Below are 17863 nucleotides of genomic sequence, written 5' to 3' on the forward strand. Positions count from 1 at the left end.
ATTCTGAGGGTTCCCCAGATAAAGCGTCCCCAGCGCTGCGATCGCGAGCGCGGTCTTTCTGGCTTCTGAAACACTTTGCGCGCTCGCGATCGCCTTCTGCGTTAACGGCTGTCTTCCCGGCCTTCCGCGCGACGCTCCGTACCGCGCGACTACCCGCCCACTGCGCGCATGTAGTGGCCATCGGTGGAGATCCCCGATGCGGCGACGGTGAACCGCACGACCTCGCTCAGGTACCGGTCCTCCGAGGCCTCGAAGATCCGCCCCTCCGCGTCACGCGAGGTGCGGGTGAGACGCAGGATGGGCGTCCCGCGCGGCACGCGCAGCAACTCCGCGTCCTGGTCGTCAGCGGCCACGGCGTCGATCACGTGCTGGAGGGTGACGATGGGGTGCCCGACCGACGAGAGGTACTCCGTGATCGACACCTCGTCCAGATCCACCTCGAACAGCCTCCGGCCCGCGACCTCAATGTAGTTGAGCCGCTCCAGCATGGTGGGGCGCCCGTCGAGCAGGCGCAGCCTGACCACGCTCACGATCGTGTCCCCGGCGTCGACGCCGAGTGCCGCTCCGAGCTCTCCGGCGCGTCTCAGGCTCAGCTCCTGCGTCTCGGCCCCCGGCGTGACGCCCAGCTCGCGGGCCCAGCGGGTGAACGGCACCGACACGTCGACCGCCTGGCTCGCCTTCCTGGCGACGACCCGCGCCGGCCGACCGCGACTGGTCTCGATCAGGCCTTCGCCGCGGAGCGCGGCCAGGGCGTTGCGGATCGGCCCCCGCGAGGTGTGCCATCTCTCCGCGAGGTCCGCTTCGGTGGGTACGTCATCCCCGGGGCGCAGGGCACCCGCGGCGATCTGGGCGCGCAGGTCGTCGGCGATCTGGGTGTACACAGCTTCGGCCACATAGGTACATTACTTGGTCAGCCTGAACGGCGTTGCCTCGTTCCGGGAGTGTTCACTCAGGCGAATCCCCGGTAAACGCGGCCTGAACTCTTCCGAGTTAGGTACATATCTGCACTCATCACCTGCCAGAGTCTTCCGTGGATCACCCCTCACACCCTGAAAGGTCCTCATGAAGCTTCGCGCTCTCCCCGCCCTCGCCGGCGTCGCGCTCCTCGCCCTCGGCCTCGCCGCCTGTTCCGGCTCGGCGGACGCCTCCGGCACTCCCGGCGCCGACGAGTCGTCCTCGGCCAGCGGCTTCGCGGTCGATGAGAACACCCTCGTCTTCGGCGTCGTGCCCGACTCCGTCGACACCGAGACGAACTACCAGCCGCTGATGGACTACATCGCCGAGATCACCGGCAAGACGGTCGAGTACCACGAGTCGACCGACTACGCCGCACTCATTGAAGCCGCCGTCGCCGGCAAGGTCGACGTCGCGTCGTTCTCCGGCTTCACGTACGTCACCGCCACGAACAACGGCGCCAAGCTCACCCCGATCTCCTCGATCGTCACGGAAGAGGGCCAGGAGCCCGGCTACTTCTCGCAGGCGATCGTCCCCGCGGGCAGCGACATCAAGAGCATCGATGACTTCAAGGGCAAGAAGGTCTGCTTCGTCGACCCGTCCTCCACCTCGGGCTACCTGTTCCCGTCCTACAACCTGCTGAAGGCCGGCATCGACCCCAAGACCGACATCACGCCGGTCTTCGCGGGCAAGCATGATGTGAGCGTCACCAAGGTCGGCGAGGGCGTGGAGTGCGAGGCGGGCTTCGCCGAGGACTCCGAGGTCGAGAAGTCGGACAAGGTGAAGGTCGTCGACGAGACGATGGTTCCCGGCGCGCCGCTGGTCTACTCGTCCACGCTGCCCGACGACGTCTCGAAGAAGCTCATCGACGGTCTCTCCGAGATCACGATCGACGACATCATCGCCGCAGGCATCGACGGTGCGGACACCGACGCGTTCCGCAGCGTCTTCTACGCCACCAAGCCGGTCGACGACGCGTACTACGACCTGATCCGCGACATCTGCAAGGAGACCGAAGCGGAGCAGTGCCAGGGCTGAGCCCGGCCTGACCCCTTCGCCTCACCCGGCGCCCTCCGTCTCGTCCGCCTCACCCGGACGAGACGGAGGGCACCACCGCACGACTCACGACAACACAGGAGCTACGACATGACCGCCTCGGCATCCGACGCCCTCATCCGCCTCGACGGCGTGACGAAGACCTTCGGGACGACCACCGCGCTGAAGGATGCCTCGCTCGAGGTGTCCCGCGGAGAGATCGTCGTGCTCCTGGGCCTCTCCGGCTCGGGGAAGTCGACCCTGCTGCGCCACCTCGACGGCCTCGAGATCCCCACCGCGGGCTCCGTTGAGGTGCTGGGCGCCCAGGTCCCGTCGCTGAAGGGGAGGGCGCTGCGCGACCTCCGCAGCCGCGTGGGCTTCATCTTCCAGCAGTTCGAGCTGGTTCCCTCTCTCACCGTGCTCGAGAACGTGCTCACCGGCTCTCTGTCGGGTGTGCGCGGGCCGCGTCTCGGTCTCTGGGGCTACTCGCGGGCCTCGAAGCTCACCGCCCTCGAACACCTCGACCGCGTCGGCCTGCTCGACCGCGCCTACCAGCGCAGCGACACCCTCTCGGGCGGACAGCAGCAGCGCGTGGCCATCGCTCGCGCTCTCATGCAGAAGCCCGCGATCCTGCTCGCCGACGAGCCGGTCGCCTCTCTCGACCCCGAGTCGAGCGAACAGGTCATGGCGCTGATCCGCGAGATCGCCGCCGACGAAGGACTCACGGTCGTGTGCAGCCTGCACCAGGTCGACCTCGCGATCTCGTGGGCCGACCGCATCGTCGGGCTGCGTCACGGCGAAGTGGTGCTGGACACCCCGACCGGTGACCTCACCAAGGCCGAGGTCATGGAGATCTACGGCCGTGTCGCCACCACGACCGCCGAGATCCGCGCCGTGGCCGAGGAGCTCGTGGAGGCGGCTGCGCAGGTGGCCGCATCATGACGGCCCTCGACTCCGCGACGGATGCAGCCACCCGCGGCGGTGGGCCGGTGCCTCGGGGCGGCGGGCAGACGGTCGCCGAGCGCGCTCCGAAGCGCCCGATCTCGCCCGAGCGGATCGCGGCATCGCTCACCCTGGTCGCGCTCGTGGTGCTCGGCATCCTCGCCGTCCGCGACGTCGACATCTCGATCCCGGCGATGGTGCAGAGCTGGGGCAACGCCGAGAACTTCATGGCCCGTGTCGGGGGACTCACGTTCCCGGCGCCCGGCGACCTCGCCTGGCTGATCGCCCTCACCGTTGGCCTGGTGCTCGTCGGCACGCTCCTCGCTGCCGTGCTGTCGGTGCCGATCGCCTATCTCGCCGCGTCCAACACCACTCCAGGCAACGGTTGGCGCGCGGCCGCGCGCTTCATCGGCGTCCTCACCCGCGCCCTGCCCGACGTCGTCCTCGCGATGGCGTTCGTGCTGATGTTCTCTCTCGGCACGCTTCCCGGCATCCTCGCCATCGGCATCCACTCGATCGGCATGATCTCGAAGATGTTCGCCGATGCGATCGAGCAGATCGACGAAGGACCCCGCCTCGCCATCCGCGCAGCGGGTGGGTCGAAGATGCAAGAGTTCACGTCGGGCATCCTGCCGCAGGTGCTGCCGAGCTGGGTGGCCACCGTGCTGCACCGCAACGACATCAACCTGCGCGGCAGTGTGGTGCTCGGCTACGTCGGCGTCGCCGGCCTCGGCCTCGAGATGTCCTACGCGTTCAAGTCGCTCAACTACGGCAAGGGCCTCGGCATCGCACTGGTGATCTTCATCCTGTGCGTCGCGATGGAGATCGTCTCGAGCATGGTCCGCGGAGCGATGCTCGGCGAGCAGAAGCACACCCGCTCGTGGATCGACCGGATCCTGCATCCGCGCCTCGGTGCGCACGCCGCATCCACCCAGGTCGAGTCTCCCGCCTGGGCGGCCAGCCCGGAGACCGCCGTGCGTCGCCCCTGGACCGCGCAGCGCATCCGGCACACCATCGCCGGCGTCGTCGCCGTGCTCGTGGTGATCGGAAGCGTGCTGGTCAGCCAGATCAACTGGATGGACCTCATCACATTCTGGGCCAAGCTGCCCGAGGTCGCGGCGCGCTTCTGGCCGCCCTCGTTCGGCAACTACGACGCGAGCGCCATGTTCCAGGCGATGCGGGAGACGGTCGCGATCGCCCTGGCCGCGACCGTGCTCACCCTGCTCCCGTCGCTGCTGCTCGGCTCGCTCGCGGCCCGCAACGTCGCTCCGAGCTCGGGAGCGCGGGGGACCGCACGGCTCCTGCTCGTGGGCATCCGCGGCATCCCGGAGCTGATCCTCGCGATCGTGCTCGTCGTCATCACCGGACTCGGTGCGCAGGCGGGTGTCATCGCCCTCGCGATCGGCGGCATCGGACTGCTCGGCAAGCTCATCGCCGACTCGTTCGAGGAGGTGGATCGCGGACCGGAGCGCGCACTGCGCGCCGTCGGCGCGACACGTCTGCAGACCTACACCTCGGCGACCGTGCCGCAGGGCATGCAGGCGCTCATCGGGCACAGCTTCTACATGCTCGACACGAACATCCGTGCGGCGACGATCCTCGGCATCGTCGGCGGTGGCGGGGTCGGCTACTACCTGCTCAACGCCAGCCAGGGGTCCCGCTACGAGACCGTGACGGCCATCGTGCTGATGATCCTCGCCACGGTGCTCGTGGTCGAAGGTCTCGCCATGTGGATGCGGAAGGTGTTCCGATGAATCGCGCTCTCGACACGGCGGATGTGGTCGTCGTCGGCTCCGGCATCGTCGGCCTCGGCGCGGCGTACGCGGCGGTCCGGCGTGGGCTGCGGGCGATCGTCGTCGACCGCACGGATGGGCCGGTCGGTGCGACGATCCGCAACTTCGGACACCTCTGCATCGGCGCGCAGGGTGGCGAGGCGCGGCGCTACGCCGATCTCTCGCGCGACCTGTGGCTGCGCCTCTCGCGGGATGCGGGATTCTGGCTGCGAGAGTCGGGCACGCTGGTCGCCGCCAGACACGACGACGAGCTCGCCGTGCTGGAGGCGGCATCCCGTGAGGGAGGCATCCGCATGCTCGAAGCCTCGGAACTCCTGCGGTCGGCCCCGCTCCGCGCCGAGGGACTCGTCGGCGGCGCGCACATCGAGACCGACCTGCAGACGGATCCGCGCACCGCGGCGGACGCGATCGTGCGCCACCTGGTCGCCCTCGGTGTCGAATTCCGCTTCCGCACCGCGGTCACCGCTGTGGGGGCCGGGCGGGTGGACACGACTCGGGGGCCGATCGCCTGCGGGAGCGTCGTCGTCGCCGTGAATCACGACATCGACCAGCTGCTCCCGGAGGTCGCCGAAAGGCACGGGGTCGTGCGGTGCGCGCTCGACATGATGCGGGCGGCCGTGTCGTTCCCGCGTCCGCTCGCGGCCCCCCTGCTCACCGGCTGGTCGCTCGTGCGCTACGGCCGCTTCGCGGACGGACCGGAGGCCCGTGCGGTGCGCGAGCGTCTGTACACCGAGCGGCCCGATCTCGCAGCGATCGACCTCAACCAGATGTACACGCAGCTCCCCGACGGCACGCTCATCATCGGGGACTCGCACGCCACGGCGCTCTCCCCGGCGCCGTTCCAGCCCGAGGCCGCATTCACCGCGTTCCTCGACGAGGCCGAGGCGCTGTTCGACGCACCCGCACCGCGGGTGATCGAGCGCTGGCAGGGCGTGTACGCGAAGGGCCCGCAGGAGTTCCTGATCGACCGGGGCGACGACGGTGTGCTGGTGCTCGCCGCGACGACCGGCATCGGGATGACCACGGGCCTCGGACTTGCCGAAGAGAACCTCTCCGCCGCCTTCGGGTGGACGGCAGCAATGGAAGGAACATCATGACCACTCCTCTCGAACTCGCCGTCCTCGACATGGCGGGGACCACGGTGCTCGACGACGGCGTCGTGGAGCAGGCCTTCCAGCGCGCCGCCGAGCGCACCGGCGTCGCCGACCGGATGCCGTGGGACGAGGCGCTCGACTACGTGCGCGTGACCATGGGGCAGTCGAAGATCGACGTCTTCACGCACCTCTCCGGCGGCGACGCAGAGGCCGCGGCACGTGCCACTGCCGCGTTCGAGGGCGCGTACGCCGAGATCGTCGCCGAGCAGGGCGTCTCCGAGATCCCCGGTGCCGCCGATGCGATCCAGGGATTGAAGGACGCCGGGCTGAAGGTCGTGCTCACCACCGGCTTCGCCCCGGTGACCCGAGACGCCCTGATCGACGGACTCGGCTGGCGAGACCTCGTCGACCTCGCGCTGTCGCCGATCGACGCCGGACGCGGACGCCCGGCACCCGACCTCGTGCTGGCGGCCCTGCTGCGCACGCAGGCGTCATCCGTCCAGTCGATCGCGGTCGTCGGCGACACCGTCAGCGATGTCGAGTCGGGTCGTCGAGCCGGCGCCGGATTCGTCGCGGGCGTGCTCACCGGCGCCCACGATCGTCCGGCGCTGAGCGCCGCCGGAGCCGATGCCGTGCTGAGCGATGTGAGCGCGTTGCGGGATGTGCTCGTCCAGCGCGAGCTGCTGCCGCTCGTCGCCACCTCCTGAGGGATCGCGCCATGGGAACGCTGCTGATCCGTCCGCCCGGCCACCGCCGAGACGTCGCGCTGCGCCCGGCGGCCACCGCGATGGTCTGGGTCGGCGAAGGCCACCCGCACGAGACGATCGCGGTACCGGGAGTGGCTCTCGCGGACGGGGACGCGCTCGTGGCGGTCGAGATGTCGACGATCTGCGGATCCGACGTGCACACGGTGCGGGGACGACGCGCCGCTCCGACGCCCCTGGTGCTCGGACACGAGAGCGTCGGACGGGTGATCGCCATCGGCGACGCCGGCGCGCGCACCGTGGACGGCACTCCGCTGCGGATCGGCGATCGGGTGGTGTGGTCGGTGACCGTATCCTGCGCGAGCTGCGATCGCTGCCTGCGGGGGCTGCCGCAGAAATGCCGTGATCTGGGGAAGTACGGGCACGACCGCGTCGGCGCGCACGGCGACCTCACCGGAGCGTTCGCGAGTCACGTGCAGCTGAGGGAGGGGACGGCCATCGTCAGGGTGCCCGAGGCGCTCCCCGCCGCGGTGCTCGCGCCCGCCTCGTGCGCCACGGCCACCGCGTGGGCGGCGGTCGCTCGAGCGGCGAAGGACCACGACCTCGACGGGGCCTCCGTGCGGATCCACGGCGCGGGTCTCGTGGGGCTGTCCGCCGCAGCCATCGCCGCCGAACAGGGGGCGACCGTGGAGGTGCGGGACCCGAACGTCGACAGGCAAGGTCTGGCCGCACGGTTCGGAGCGACGCGTCTCGACCGGGATCCTGATGTCGTGATCGAGGCGTCGGGGCATGCCGTGCAGGAAGCACTCGCCGGCGTGGCGGTCGGGGGGACGGTCGTGCTGGTCGGGAGCGTGTTCCCCGCTGACCCGGTTCCGTTCGACGCCGAGAGCATCGTGCGCCGGCTCGTCACCGTCGCGGGCATCCACAACTACACGGGAGCAGAGCTGGCTGAAGCGGTGGCGTTCCTCGCGGGCCGGGGGAGGGCCTATCCCTTCGCCGATGCCGTTGGCGCGGTGCGGCCGCTCTCCGAGATCGATGCGGCGCTGCGCGAGGCGACCACCTCACAGGCGCCGCTGCGGATCGGGCTCGTGCCCGGCCAGTGAAGCTGCGGCCAACGCGCCGGCGGGGGTGCTGCGGCCTGTGACGATGTGCGACTCGTGGCGATGCCGTGGTCAGCGCGGACGACGGTCTTCGCCGTCGCCCTCCTGACCGCGCCGCGGACCCAGCGGTCGCAGCCCCTCGGCGTGGAACGCCAGCAGGCCGACGGCCGCACCGACGGTCGACGCGAGCACCTCTTCCGGGTCGCCGACCAGTGCCAGTCGACGGTGGCCCACGTCGCCATCGGCCGTGGCCCAGCCCAGATAGACGGTTCCCGCCGCGTGCCCGCCCTGGGGTTCCGGGCCGCCCACACCGGTGGTCGAGACCGCAAGGTCGACATCGAACAGGGTCCGTGCACCGGCGGCGAGCTGCTCCGCGCAGGCGGCAGAGCACGGATCCGTTCCCGGCGTCAGTCCCAGCACGCGCTCCTTGACGTCGGTGAAGTAGGCCACGATGCCCCCGGCGAACCAGCCGGAGGCACCGTCGCCGGCACCGATCGTCTCCGCGAGCATGCCCGAGGTCAGCGACTCGGCCACTCCGATGCGGAGCTCCCGCTCCGCGGCGAGTTCGCTCAACCGTGCGATGTGGCTCTGCGTGTCCGAGTCGAGAGCGTCGAGAGCGGTCACCGTGCGGAGCGTCCCTTCTCGAGCGTCATCGCTCTTCGCTCTCGTCGTAGTCCGGACGAGGGGGCTGCAGCGGCTGGTCCGAGTACTCTCCGCCCGCGCGGCCGCCGTAGGGGCGTCCGTGATCGGCGAACTCGTCGCGGGCGAACACCAGGGTCCACGGACCCGCCGTGAAGTGCGCGCCCGTGCGCAGGGTCTCGGAGTTCTCATCCACGTGCGTCGCGTCCACGCCGAGGCTCGCGTTCGTCTCGCCCTCGCCGTGCAGGGTCAGCACGTACTCGTCGCGGTCGTCGTGCGTGATCGTGGCGTGCACCGGGTCGGTGTCGGCGAGGCGCAGTTCGTTGCCCTCGGCCGAGCCGACGCGGACGACATCGTCTTCGAGCGCGAACTCGGTGCGCTCGTCGTCCCTGGTGATGCGCAGACGGGGGTTTCCCGCGCCCCACGACGCGTGCGTCGTGCCCGGGGTGTTGCCCTCGTCCGGGCGGTCATCGATGTGTCGGTCGTTCATGGCAGTACCCTCCTCGGGGTCGAGTGGAATGAGGCTATGCGTCCCTCCAGATCTCGCCGAGGGGGTTGACTTCGCTGTGGCGACCCGGCATTGGATCCACCCGCCGAGGGACTGTGTGGCCGTCGGCTGTTTGGGGAACAATGGGTCGCAACCGTCGTCCCCACCGTCACGACCGAGGAGCAGTGCATGGGAAAGTTCGTCTATGAAGGCAGCGTGAAGACCGAGATCGAGGACCGGGCGCTCACGCATCTGCAGCTCGTCATCACCGCCAAGCTGCGTCGCGGTGAGCCCTTCCCGTTCAGCTGGCGAGAAGACACCAGCGTGGGCGGTGGGCGCACCACCGTCTGGATCCAGCCCGGCAGCGCGCTGGTCTTCAAGTACTTCGGCAGCAGGCAGCCCTCCATCAACCGCGCCTGGATCGAGGCCCTCGCCTTCACGGCGAACGCTCCGAGCGGGCTCTACCTCGTTCCCGAGCCCGCGGAATCGGGAACCGAGCCGGGCACCGAGGAAGTACCGGTGACCCCGCCCGTCTGATCCTCTCGACCCCTCGCACAGGGCAGACCTGTCAACCCCCCTGACGGGAGGGCGGCCCTCGGGGAGAGTCGCTCGTACGACGACACGTTCCACGAGACGACACGTTCCACGAGATGAGGAGGATCGCCATGACAGACGACACCACCGACCCCCGGCACGCGCATCGCGAGGAGGGCTTCCCCGCGCAGCACCAGGATCAGCCGGGGCTGACGGAGCGGACCCGGCCGGAGCCCGACCACGGGGAGCAGACCTACGCAGGCCACGGTCGCCTGGGAGGACGCCGTGCTCTGATCACGGGCGGGGACTCGGGCATCGGCCGCGCCGTCGCGATCGCCTTCGCCCGAGAGGGCGCGGACGTCGCCATCGCGCACATGCCCGAGGAACAGGACGACGCGGAGGACACCCTCGCCCTGGTCCGCGAGGCCGGCCGGATCGGAGTGGGATTCGCGGGCGACCTGCGCGACGAGGGGTTCGCGACCGACATCGTCGCGAAGACCCGGAGCGAGCTGGGTGGACTCGACGTGCTCGTGCTCAACGCCGGCTACCAGCACGACATCGACGGTTTCGCGTCGCTGGAGACGGAGCGGATGCGCCGGGTCTTCGACACGAACCTGGCCGGAATGCTGTTCTCGGCACGTGCGGCCTATCCCGACCTCGAACCCGGTGCGAGCATCATCGTGACCGCGTCGGTGCAGGCCTACAACCCTTCGCCGGGTCTGATCGACTACGCCATGACCAAGGCGGCACAGGTGGCGTTCGTGAAGGCGCTCGCCGAGGAGGCAGGGCCCAAGGGCATCCGAGTGAACGCCGTGGCCCCCGGCCCGATCTGGACACCGCTGATCCCCGCGACGGGCTGGGACGCCGAGCGCCTGGCGACCTTCGGTGCCGACACCCCGCTCGGGCGGGCAGGGCAACCCGCGGAACTCGCCGGGGCATATGTGTACCTGGCGTCGGACGAGTCCTCCTACACCTCGGGATCGGTCATCGCGGTCACGGGCGGTAAACACCTCTGACCCCTACGAGCATCCGTCGAGACCCATCGTCTTCGTCGACACCCACGCGCCGTCGCGCGTTCGACGGTGGGTCTCGACAGGGACGGTGGGTCTCGACAGCAGGGTGGGTCTCGACAGCACGGTGGGTCTCGACAGTCGCCGCCTAAGCTTGTCTGGTGCAGAAGCCCACCGCGTCCGGTCCCCTCGTGGGGGTCGTGCTCGTCATCGGCTCCTGCCTCTCGCTTCCCTTCGGCGCTGCTGTCGCGGCCCAGCTCTTCCCGGTGCTCGGACCGTGGGGGGTGACCTCGCTGCGCGTGGCGATCGCCGCGGTGCTGCTCGTCGTCATCGTGCGGCCGCGACCGGGGAAGTGGACCCGCGCGCAGTGGCTTGCCGCCGTGCTCTTCGGTGTCTCGCTGGCGGCGATGAACGGCTTCTTCTACGCCGCGATCGATCGCATCCCGCTGGGGCCCGCCGTCGCGATCGAGTTCCTCGGACCGCTCGTCCTCGCCGCCGTGCTCACCCGGAAGCTCAGAGATTTCGCCTGGGTCGGCATCGCCCTGCTGGGCATGGTCGTCCTCGGCATCGACGGGCTGATCGGGGCCGAGCCGCTCGATCCGCTCGGGGTCGTGTTCATCCTCATCGCCGCCGGATTCTGGGCCATGTACATCCGGATGAGCGCCCGCGTCGGCGCCCTCATCCCCGGCAGCAGCGGCCTGGCGATGGGACTCGTGGTCGCGGCCGTGCTGCTGATCCCGGTCGGCGTTCCCGCTGTGTCGACCGTGGCGATGGACCCGCAGCTCCTGCTGCTCGCGGCGATCACCGCGGTGCTGTCGTCGGTCATCCCGTACAGCTTCGAGCTCGCGGCGCTGCGGCGGCTTCCGCAGCGCGTCTTCGGGGTGCTGCTGAGCCTGGAGCCGGCGTTCGCCACCCTCGCCGGCTGGCTCATCCTCGGTCAGGATGCGACGCCGTTGCGCATGCTCGCCATCGCTCTCGTGATCGCCGCGAGCGTCGGCACCACGCTCGGCGTGCGGAGGGACCGTCGCGACGGCGGCCCCTCCGGTCCCTTCACCGCGCCGATACCGCTGCCCGATTGACCGTCGGAGTCGGCAGCGGGAAGCGCCGACGCAGGATGACGCGCTGGACGAGCGTCCACACCACCGTGACGGTGAGGTAGAGCGCAGCGGCGAGGGGCACGAATGCGGCGAAGACCGCTGTGAGGTAGTGCGTCGCCGAGACGACGCGCAGCATCGTGGGCGAGTTCAACGGGGAGTCGTCACCCTCGACCGGAGTGGGACGGAACACGCGGCGGGTGACCTCGGCGACCGCGACCATGACCGCCAGCAGCACTCCGAACACCAGGAACGTGGCGGGCGTCGCCGTGCCGCCGAAGAGCGCGGAGACCAGGCTCGTCCCCAGCGGGGCGCCGAACAGGTCGTGCGCGAGCAGTTCGTTCGGATGACCGGCGATCTCGGGACGGAGGAACAGCGTGTACAGGATGCCGACGACGGGGGCCTGCGCCAGCACCGGGAGCATCCCCGCGAACGGCGACGTGTTCTCGGCCTTGTAGAGCGCCAACGTCTCCTTCTGCAGGCGCTCGGGGTTCTTCTTGTGGCGGCGCTGCAGCTCACGCAGCTTCGGGGCGAGACGCGCCCTGGTCTGTTCGGCCTTGGCCTGGGATATGCCCACCGGGATGAGCAGCGCCCGCACCAGCAGGGTGACGAGCACCACGGCGAGTGCTGCGGCCGCGGCGCCGGCGAGAGGGGTGAGGAGGTCGGAGAGCCCGGTCATGGCGCCGTAGGCGGCGTCGAGGAGGGCGGCGAGAGGAGGGAAAGCGAAGATGTCCAAGAGAGTGTCCGTTCGTGGCGCCGGGAAGGGTCGGCGAAGGCCGCGCTGTCCCGTCGTGCGAACGGACTACGCGGCGGTCGCGACTCCCGGCGCCCGAGGGCGCGGATGCCCGGCGGCATCGGGGTCACTCTGCGTGAGGAGGGTGCCGACGTCTATGGCCCGCAGCGGATGCGGGGCGTCGGCTGTGGCCTCGGGGTGCACGCTCAGCACGATGGCGAGCGTGAGGGCGGTCACGGCGAGCAGCGCGATCGCGAGGCCGAGGGCCGTTGCGTCGGGCATCGACACGAGGCCGATCGCGGTCGCGACGAAGCTCAGCATCTGCCCGAACCACTCGCTCATGTGCGCACCCCTTCCTGCGACGAGGGTATCACCGCGGCCTCGGGGTCGCCCGCGGGCGTAACGTCGAAGCATGAGTGACCTTCGCACCCTGCTCGGGATCGAGCATCCGATCGTTCTCGGCCCGTTCGGCGGGCTCTCCTCGACCGCGCTCACCGCCGCGGTCAGCAACGCGGGTGGACTGGGGTCGTTCGGACTCTACGGTTACGACGGCGATCGCATCCGTGCGACCGGGGCCGAGCTGCGTGCCCTGACCGACCGGCCCTATGCGGTGAACGTCTGGCTTCCGATGGGAGACGAGGTCGAGCCGAACCCGCAGCACACCGTGTTCGCGCAGGCCCTGCAGCCGTTCTACGAAGCCGTGGGCATGGACGTCCCCGCGCGGCCGGAGCGGTACGCCCCGACCCTGGACGAACAGCTCGAGGCCGTCTGGGAGATCGAGCCCGCCGTGCTCAGCGTGGTGTTCGGCGTGCCGTCGGACGACCTGATCGAGGAGGCGCATCGCCGCGGCATCCTCATCGTCGGCACGGCGACCACGGTGGCTGAGGCCGTCGCGCTCGACGCAGCGGGCGTGGACGCCGTGGTGGCGAGCGGCGCCGAGGCCGCGGGTCATCGGGTCGCATTCCTGCGTTCAGCGGAGGAGTCGCTGGTCGGGACGTTCGCGCTGGTGCCTCAGATGGTCGACGCGGTCGGGGTGCCCGTGATCGCGGCAGGAGGTGTCGCCGATCGTCGCGGGGTGGCGGCGGCGTTCGCCCTGGGCGCGGCGGGAGTGCAGGTGGGGACGGCGTTCCTCGCCACCGCGGAGTCGGCCGCGAACGAAGCGCACCGCGACGCGATCCGATCCACCGCCGCCGACGAGACCGTGCTCACACGTGCGATGAGCGGACGCCTGGCTCGCGGCGCCCGCAACCGTGTGGTGCGGGCGATCGAGGCGAGCGGCACGATCGCGCCGTTCCCGATGCAGAACTGGCTGACAGGGCGCTTCCGCACCGCGGCGGGGGAGCAGAACCTGGGCGCGCTGCAGTCGCTGTGGATGGGGCAGGCCGCGCCGCTGGTGCGTCATGGCTCGGCTGCCGAGGTCTTCGCCGAGCTGATGGCAGGGCTCCCGGCGACGCCGTGACCCTCGCTGCGGCCCGGATCGCGGGCTGCTCCGAGCTGTGGACGAATGACCGACGCCTGTCAGCGGCCTCCCACGGGCTCGCGGTCGATATCCTGAGCGACCGCGACTGACCCGCGTCCTCCCGGGAACGACCGGGCTAGAGGATCACGGTGGACTTGCCGTGCACGATCACGCGATCCTCGGCGTGCCACTGCACGGCGCGGGCGAGCACGAGGCGCTCGACGTCGGCACCGCGACTCTGCAGCTCGGCGGCCGACTCGGAGTGGGTGACGCGCGTGACGTCCTGTTCGATGATCGGTCCCTCGTCGAGATCCGCCGTCGCGTAGTGCGCGGTCGCGCCGATCAGCTTGACGCCACGGTCCTTGGCGCGAGCGTACGGGTTCGCTCCGATGAACGCGGGCAGGAACGAGTGGTGGATGTTGATGACCGGAGCTTCGAGGCGCGTGATGAAGTCGTCGGAGAGGATCTGCATGTAGCGGGCGAGCACGACGAGGTCGACGTTCCCGCGCAGCAGTTCGAGCTGACGATCCTCCATGGCGGCCTTGTCGCCGGAGGGGATGTGCACGAACGGCACACCGAACGAGCGGACGGCCTCGGCCAGGTCGGGGTGGTTGGACACGACCATGGTGATGTCGATGTCGAGCTGTCCGCGCTGCGTACGCCACAGCAGCTCCATGAGGCAGTGATCGTACTTCGAGACGAAGATCGCGACGCGCTTGCGGCGGGCCACGTCGTGCAGCGACCACTCCATGCCGAAGCGCTCGGCGACGGCCGCGATGTCGGCTTCGAGTGCCGGGCGCGCCGCTGCCAGACCGTCGAGGTGGATGACCGTGCGCTGGAAGAAGCGTCCGCCCTCGGAGTCGGTCGAGTGCTGATCGAGCGAGATGATGTTCGCGCCGTGATGAGCGAGCACGCCGGCGACGGCGGCGACGATGCCGGGCTGGTCGTCGCAGGCGATGAGCAGGCGGGCGGTATCGGGCTGAGACATGGGGGCTCCTCGAGGGTGTGCATCGATTCTGCCGTGGATGCGCCGAGCGGGCGAATCGCGAAAGATCACCCGCTGCACTGCCTGCGCACTGCACCGCTCTCACCTACCCTGAGAGCATGAATGCGAGTGACCTCGGCCTCGTGCTGATCCCGCTGCTCGCCGTGGCGGCGCCGCTTCTCGCACGCGGCGTGCGACCGGTGGTCCGGGTGCCCATCGTGGTGTTCGAGCTCGTGCTCGGCATCCTCGTCGGTCCCGCTGTCTTCGGCTGGGTCGAACCGGGACCGCTGCTGGAGAAGCTCAGCGATTTCGGCCTCGCGCTGCTGTTCTTCGTCGCCGGAACCGAGATCGACTTCAAGATGGTGGCGGGCAAGCCGCTCGCGCGCGCCTCTCTGGGCTGGCTGCTCAGCGTGCTCCTGGGCATAGGCCTGGGCTTCTTCTTCGCGCCGGGAGAGGGGATGGTGGTGGTCGGCATCGCGCTCAGTTCCACGGCGCTGGGCACCCTGATGCCGATCCTGCGCGATGCCCGCGAGCTCGACACCCCCTTCGGCCGTGCCATCAGCGCGATCGGCGCGGTGGGCGAGTTCCTCCCGTTGATCGCGATCTCGATCTTCCTCAGCACGCGGACCACGCCGATCGCCACGGCCGTGCTGCTGACCTTCGTGGTGCTCGCCGGGCTCGCGGTGCTGCTGGCGCACCGCGTCCCGCACGGGCGGCTGCACGGCATCGTGCGGGCGACACTGCACACCTCGGATCAGTTCGGCGTGCGCTTCGTGATCCTGCTCATCGCCGCTCTCGTCGGGCTGAGCGTCATGCTCGATCTCGACATGCTGCTCGGGGCTTTCGTGGCCGGGGCGGTCTGGCGCATCATCATGGCGCGTGCACCGAAGAAGGACGCGGAAGAGGTCGAGAGCAAGATCGAGGCGATCGCCTTCGGTTTCCTCGTGCCGATCTTCTTCCTCTACACCGGGGTCACGTTCGATCTGCAGGCATTGCTGTCTTCGCCGACGGCGCTGGGGCTGGTGCCCGTCTTCCTGATCGCTCTGCTCGTGATCCGCGGATCCGCGGCGCAGCTCTCGGCGCCGGCGGGGATGAGCGTGCGCGACCGCGCGGCCCTCGGACTGCTCGCCGCGACGGGCCTGCCGATCATCGTGGCTGTCACCGCCATCGGTGTGGATCAGAAGATGCTCGACACCGGCACGGCTGCGGCGCTCGTCGGAGCCGGAATGCTGTCCGTGCTGCTGTATCCCCTGATCGGGATGACGCTCCGTGGCGACCGCGCGGAGGTCGTGGGCCCGCGACTGGCCGACAAGACACGACAGGGAGAGCTGTGACCACCGCATCCGCGCTGCTGACACAGGCCGTGCACGACCTGAAGGGCGCTCCGAAGGAAGGGCTCGGCGAACAGCGCGATTCGCGCTGGCGCGGGCGTCGCATCGTCAGGGTCGGTGAGGCGTGGCACCTGGGTGTGCTGCTGCTGACCGAGACACATGCGCTGGCGACGGCCGAGGTCCTGCGCGCGGCGGACCCGGGGCGTCGCGGCTACACGGCCGAGTCGGCCAGGGAGCGGGCGGAGCGCAGGGCCGAGGCGCTGCGCGGCGGCTTCGACGAGGGCGATGTCGTGCATGTGGGATGGAGTGTCGTCGACGTCGACGCCGTGGACGCCGGAGGTTCATCCGGTCCGCTCGCTCAGGTCGACGGCGTGCCCTCCGTGCGCTGGAGCACCGCGGGAGGATTCATGCCGTTGGAGGCATACCTGCGCGAGCGCGTACCGCTGCTCCGCGACTCGGCGTCGAGCTGATTCAGGCGAAGGTCTCGGCGAAGCGTCGCAGCAGGGCCGCACCCTCGGTGACCGAGGCTGCGAGAACCTGCTGCTGCACGGCGTCGAACTCGTCGGGGTCGAAGTAGCCGGTGGTGCGGTAGAACGTCATCCGGTCGGCGAAATCGCGAGGCGTGGGCTCTGGGTGGAACTGAGCGGCGTAGAGATGCGTGCCCACGCGGTACGCCTGCACGGGGCAGGCCTCGTTCGTGGCCAGCAGCACGGCGCCGGGCGGGGTCGCCGCCGCGCTCTCCTTATGGGCCGTGAAGACCGTCAGAGCGGAGCCGCTGGGTCCGAACACTGGATCGGCCGCGCCCGCCTGCGTGGTCTCGATGACCGTGGCGCTCGCGGGCTCCGGAGTGTCGGTCACCACCTCGCCGCCGAGCATGCGGGTGACGACACCGATGCTGAAGCAGGTGAAGAACACCGCGACCTCGGCGGCCATCGCCGCGTCGGCCAGCGTGCGGAGGTCGGCCTCGACGCGAAGCTGCTCGGCGGACTTCACCGCATCGGAGACGTTGAACGGCGAGCCGCCGACGACGATGCCGCGATATCCCCGCAGGCGTTCCATCGGCAACGCCCCGTGCAGCAGATCGAGCCGGTCGACCACGTCGACGCCCAGCGCCCGACGGAAGGAGGCATGCTCGGCATCCGCCGCCCCGGTCTCGGGTCGCACGCAGACGTAGAGAAGCGAGGCCATCAGGAGATTCTAACGAGCGCGCGTGGCCCAGCAGACGCGGTCACCGCGAGGAGTTCGCCGTGCGACCGCGGACGATGCCCACGAACGTCTCGACGTCGGCCGTGGTGCGCTCTCGCGGCCACACCAGCGCGACGGTCGAGGTCGGTCCGTGCGCGAGGACGCGGTGATCGGCGTCCTTGCGATGGTGCAGACGCGCGAGAGACATCGGGACGACGACGATGCCGACGCCGGATGCCGCCGTCGCGATCGCCTCGTCGGTGGGAAGGGGATCGAAGGTCGCCGGGACAGTCCCCGGGAACACGGGAGAACCCAGGACATCGTCGGTCAGCGCGATCACGACCTCGCCTTCGAGGTCGGCCGCGGTGAGCTGCTCCGCGGCCATCAGATGCGAATCGACCGCTGCGACGACGACCGGGACCTCGTCGTACAGGGGGATGATGTGCAGCGACTCGTCGGTGAGGGGCAGACGAAGGAGCGCCGCATCGACGCGGTCGAGTGCATCGCGCTGGGCGGCCGGGTCGATCGTCACGAGCTCGAGCGGCACACGCGGCATCCGCTGCTTCCAGGCGTCGATCCACTTGCCGGGGGTCGCTCCAGGCACAGCGCCGAGGCGGAAGGTGCGCGGCGCTTCCGGTTCGGGCTGCGGGGCATCGAAGACGACCTTGGAGGTGGGCTTCTTCGGCTTCTGCGGGGGATACCGCTCCGCGGGCGCTGCCTTGTTTCGGCGTACCGGTGTTCCGCGGCCTGTGCCCTTCGCGGGGCGTCTTCCCTGGTTCGCCAT

The 17863-nt window shown here is 70.0% G+C and carries 20 protein-coding genes; 12 read left to right on the forward strand and 8 right to left on the reverse strand.

Annotated features, from left to right (window positions below):
- Positions 1 to 149 precede the first annotated feature (149 nt).
- Positions 150 to 893, reverse strand: coding sequence for a GntR family transcriptional regulator (locus ILP86_RS19875; RefSeq protein WP_308431875.1), 744 nt, complete (start codon positions 891 to 893; stop codon positions 150 to 152).
- Positions 894 to 1062: 169 nt separating this feature from the next.
- Between ILP86_RS19875 and ILP86_RS03105 the strand changes: the two genes are divergently transcribed.
- The 6 genes from ILP86_RS03105 (at position 1063) to ILP86_RS03130 (ending at position 7625) form a co-directional block, all read left to right on the forward strand.
- Positions 1063 to 1992 (forward strand): phosphate/phosphite/phosphonate ABC transporter substrate-binding protein, encoded by a 930-nt coding sequence (locus tag ILP86_RS03105; RefSeq protein WP_058632360.1) that lies wholly within the window; start codon positions 1063 to 1065, stop codon positions 1990 to 1992.
- Between the two features lie 108 nt (positions 1993 to 2100).
- Positions 2101 to 2931: a phosphonate ABC transporter ATP-binding protein gene (gene phnC / locus ILP86_RS03110; protein WP_058632361.1), complete on the forward strand. Its 831-nt coding sequence runs from the start codon at positions 2101 to 2103 to the stop codon at positions 2929 to 2931.
- Positions 2928 to 4685, forward strand: coding sequence for a phosphonate ABC transporter, permease protein PhnE (gene phnE / locus ILP86_RS03115; protein ID WP_193761346.1), 1758 nt, complete (start codon positions 2928 to 2930; stop codon positions 4683 to 4685). The genes phnC and phnE overlap by 4 nt, the downstream gene beginning before the upstream one ends.
- The gene (locus ILP86_RS03120) at positions 4682 to 5821 is read left to right on the forward strand and encodes a TIGR03364 family FAD-dependent oxidoreductase (RefSeq protein ID WP_193761347.1); all 1140 of its coding nucleotides are present in this window, start codon (positions 4682 to 4684) and stop codon (positions 5819 to 5821) included. Before phnE ends, ILP86_RS03120 begins: the two co-directional genes overlap by 4 nt.
- On the forward strand, positions 5818 to 6525 hold the full coding sequence (locus tag ILP86_RS03125; RefSeq protein ID WP_046747737.1) for a phosphonatase-like hydrolase: 708 nt from the start codon (positions 5818 to 5820) through the stop codon (positions 6523 to 6525). Before ILP86_RS03120 ends, ILP86_RS03125 begins: the two co-directional genes overlap by 4 nt.
- A gap of 11 nt (positions 6526 to 6536) precedes the next feature.
- Positions 6537 to 7625: an alcohol dehydrogenase catalytic domain-containing protein gene (locus ILP86_RS03130; RefSeq protein WP_193761348.1), complete on the forward strand. Its 1089-nt coding sequence runs from the start codon at positions 6537 to 6539 to the stop codon at positions 7623 to 7625.
- 69 nt (positions 7626 to 7694) lie between these two features.
- Here ILP86_RS03130 and ILP86_RS03135 read toward each other — a convergent pair whose 3' ends face one another.
- Both ILP86_RS03135 and ILP86_RS03140 read right to left on the reverse strand, forming a co-directional pair.
- The gene (locus ILP86_RS03135; RefSeq protein ID WP_193761349.1) at positions 7695 to 8246 is read right to left on the reverse strand and encodes a CinA family protein; all 552 of its coding nucleotides are present in this window, start codon (positions 8244 to 8246) and stop codon (positions 7695 to 7697) included.
- Positions 8247 to 8271: 25 nt separating this feature from the next.
- Positions 8272 to 8751, reverse strand: a complete 480-nt coding sequence (locus tag ILP86_RS03140; protein ID WP_046747739.1) for a hypothetical protein — start codon at positions 8749 to 8751, stop codon at positions 8272 to 8274.
- Positions 8752 to 8937: 186 nt separating this feature from the next.
- On the opposite strand from ILP86_RS03140, the gene ILP86_RS03145 reads away from it, so the two are divergent.
- The 3 genes from ILP86_RS03145 to ILP86_RS03155 all read left to right on the forward strand — a co-directional run bounded on the left by ILP86_RS03145 (position 8938) and on the right by ILP86_RS03155 (position 11371).
- A complete protein-coding gene (locus ILP86_RS03145) occupies positions 8938 to 9285 on the forward strand; it encodes a hypothetical protein (RefSeq protein ID WP_058632365.1) in 348 nt (115 codons plus the stop codon).
- Positions 9286 to 9413: 128 nt separating this feature from the next.
- Positions 9414 to 10298 (forward strand): SDR family oxidoreductase, encoded by an 885-nt coding sequence (locus tag ILP86_RS03150; RefSeq protein WP_046747741.1) that lies wholly within the window; start codon positions 9414 to 9416, stop codon positions 10296 to 10298.
- Positions 10299 to 10453: 155 nt separating this feature from the next.
- Positions 10454 to 11371, forward strand: coding sequence for a DMT family transporter (locus tag ILP86_RS03155; RefSeq protein ID WP_127012629.1), 918 nt, complete (start codon positions 10454 to 10456; stop codon positions 11369 to 11371).
- Here the strand turns inward: ILP86_RS03155 and ILP86_RS03160 are convergent.
- Together ILP86_RS03160 and ILP86_RS03165 are read right to left on the reverse strand one after the other, a co-directional pair.
- The gene (locus ILP86_RS03160) at positions 11343 to 12122 is read right to left on the reverse strand and encodes a membrane protein insertase YidC (protein WP_046747743.1); all 780 of its coding nucleotides are present in this window, start codon (positions 12120 to 12122) and stop codon (positions 11343 to 11345) included. The genes ILP86_RS03155 and ILP86_RS03160 overlap by 29 nt on opposite strands.
- 66 nt (positions 12123 to 12188) lie before the next feature.
- A complete protein-coding gene (locus ILP86_RS03165) occupies positions 12189 to 12461 on the reverse strand; it encodes a DUF6412 domain-containing protein (protein ID WP_046747744.1) in 273 nt (90 codons plus the stop codon).
- 70 nt (positions 12462 to 12531) lie between these two features.
- On the opposite strand from ILP86_RS03165, the gene ILP86_RS03170 reads away from it, so the two are divergent.
- Positions 12532 to 13578 (forward strand): nitronate monooxygenase family protein, encoded by a 1047-nt coding sequence (locus tag ILP86_RS03170; RefSeq protein WP_193761350.1) that lies wholly within the window; start codon positions 12532 to 12534, stop codon positions 13576 to 13578.
- A 136-nt stretch (positions 13579 to 13714) separates the two neighbouring features.
- Here ILP86_RS03170 and purU read toward each other — a convergent pair whose 3' ends face one another.
- Positions 13715 to 14566: a formyltetrahydrofolate deformylase gene (purU, locus tag ILP86_RS03175; RefSeq protein WP_046747746.1), complete on the reverse strand. Its 852-nt coding sequence runs from the start codon at positions 14564 to 14566 to the stop codon at positions 13715 to 13717.
- Positions 14567 to 14682: 116 nt separating this feature from the next.
- On the opposite strand from purU, the gene ILP86_RS03180 reads away from it, so the two are divergent.
- Together ILP86_RS03180 and ILP86_RS03185 are read left to right on the forward strand one after the other, a co-directional pair.
- Positions 14683 to 15897: a cation:proton antiporter gene (locus ILP86_RS03180; protein WP_113680414.1), complete on the forward strand. Its 1215-nt coding sequence runs from the start codon at positions 14683 to 14685 to the stop codon at positions 15895 to 15897.
- Entirely contained in the window at positions 15894 to 16364 is a 471-nt protein-coding gene (locus tag ILP86_RS03185; protein ID WP_046747748.1) for a hypothetical protein, read from the forward strand. The genes ILP86_RS03180 and ILP86_RS03185 overlap by 4 nt, the downstream gene beginning before the upstream one ends.
- 1 nt (position 16365) lies before the next feature.
- Here the strand turns inward: ILP86_RS03185 and ILP86_RS03190 are convergent, their stop codons facing one another.
- Together ILP86_RS03190 and ILP86_RS03195 are read right to left on the reverse strand one after the other, a co-directional pair.
- Positions 16366 to 17082: a GMP synthase gene (locus ILP86_RS03190; protein WP_127012625.1), complete on the reverse strand. Its 717-nt coding sequence runs from the start codon at positions 17080 to 17082 to the stop codon at positions 16366 to 16368.
- Between the two features lie 40 nt (positions 17083 to 17122).
- Positions 17123 to 17863 carry a substrate-binding domain-containing protein gene (locus ILP86_RS03195; protein WP_113680106.1) on the reverse strand — a complete coding sequence of 247 codons (741 nt, stop codon included), beginning with the start codon at positions 17861 to 17863 and terminating at the stop codon, positions 17123 to 17125.

Origin of the sequence: Microbacterium sp. R1 (assembly GCF_015159725.1) — a bacterium.
Taxonomy (GTDB): Bacteria; Actinomycetota; Actinomycetes; order Actinomycetales; family Microbacteriaceae; genus Microbacterium; species Microbacterium oxydans.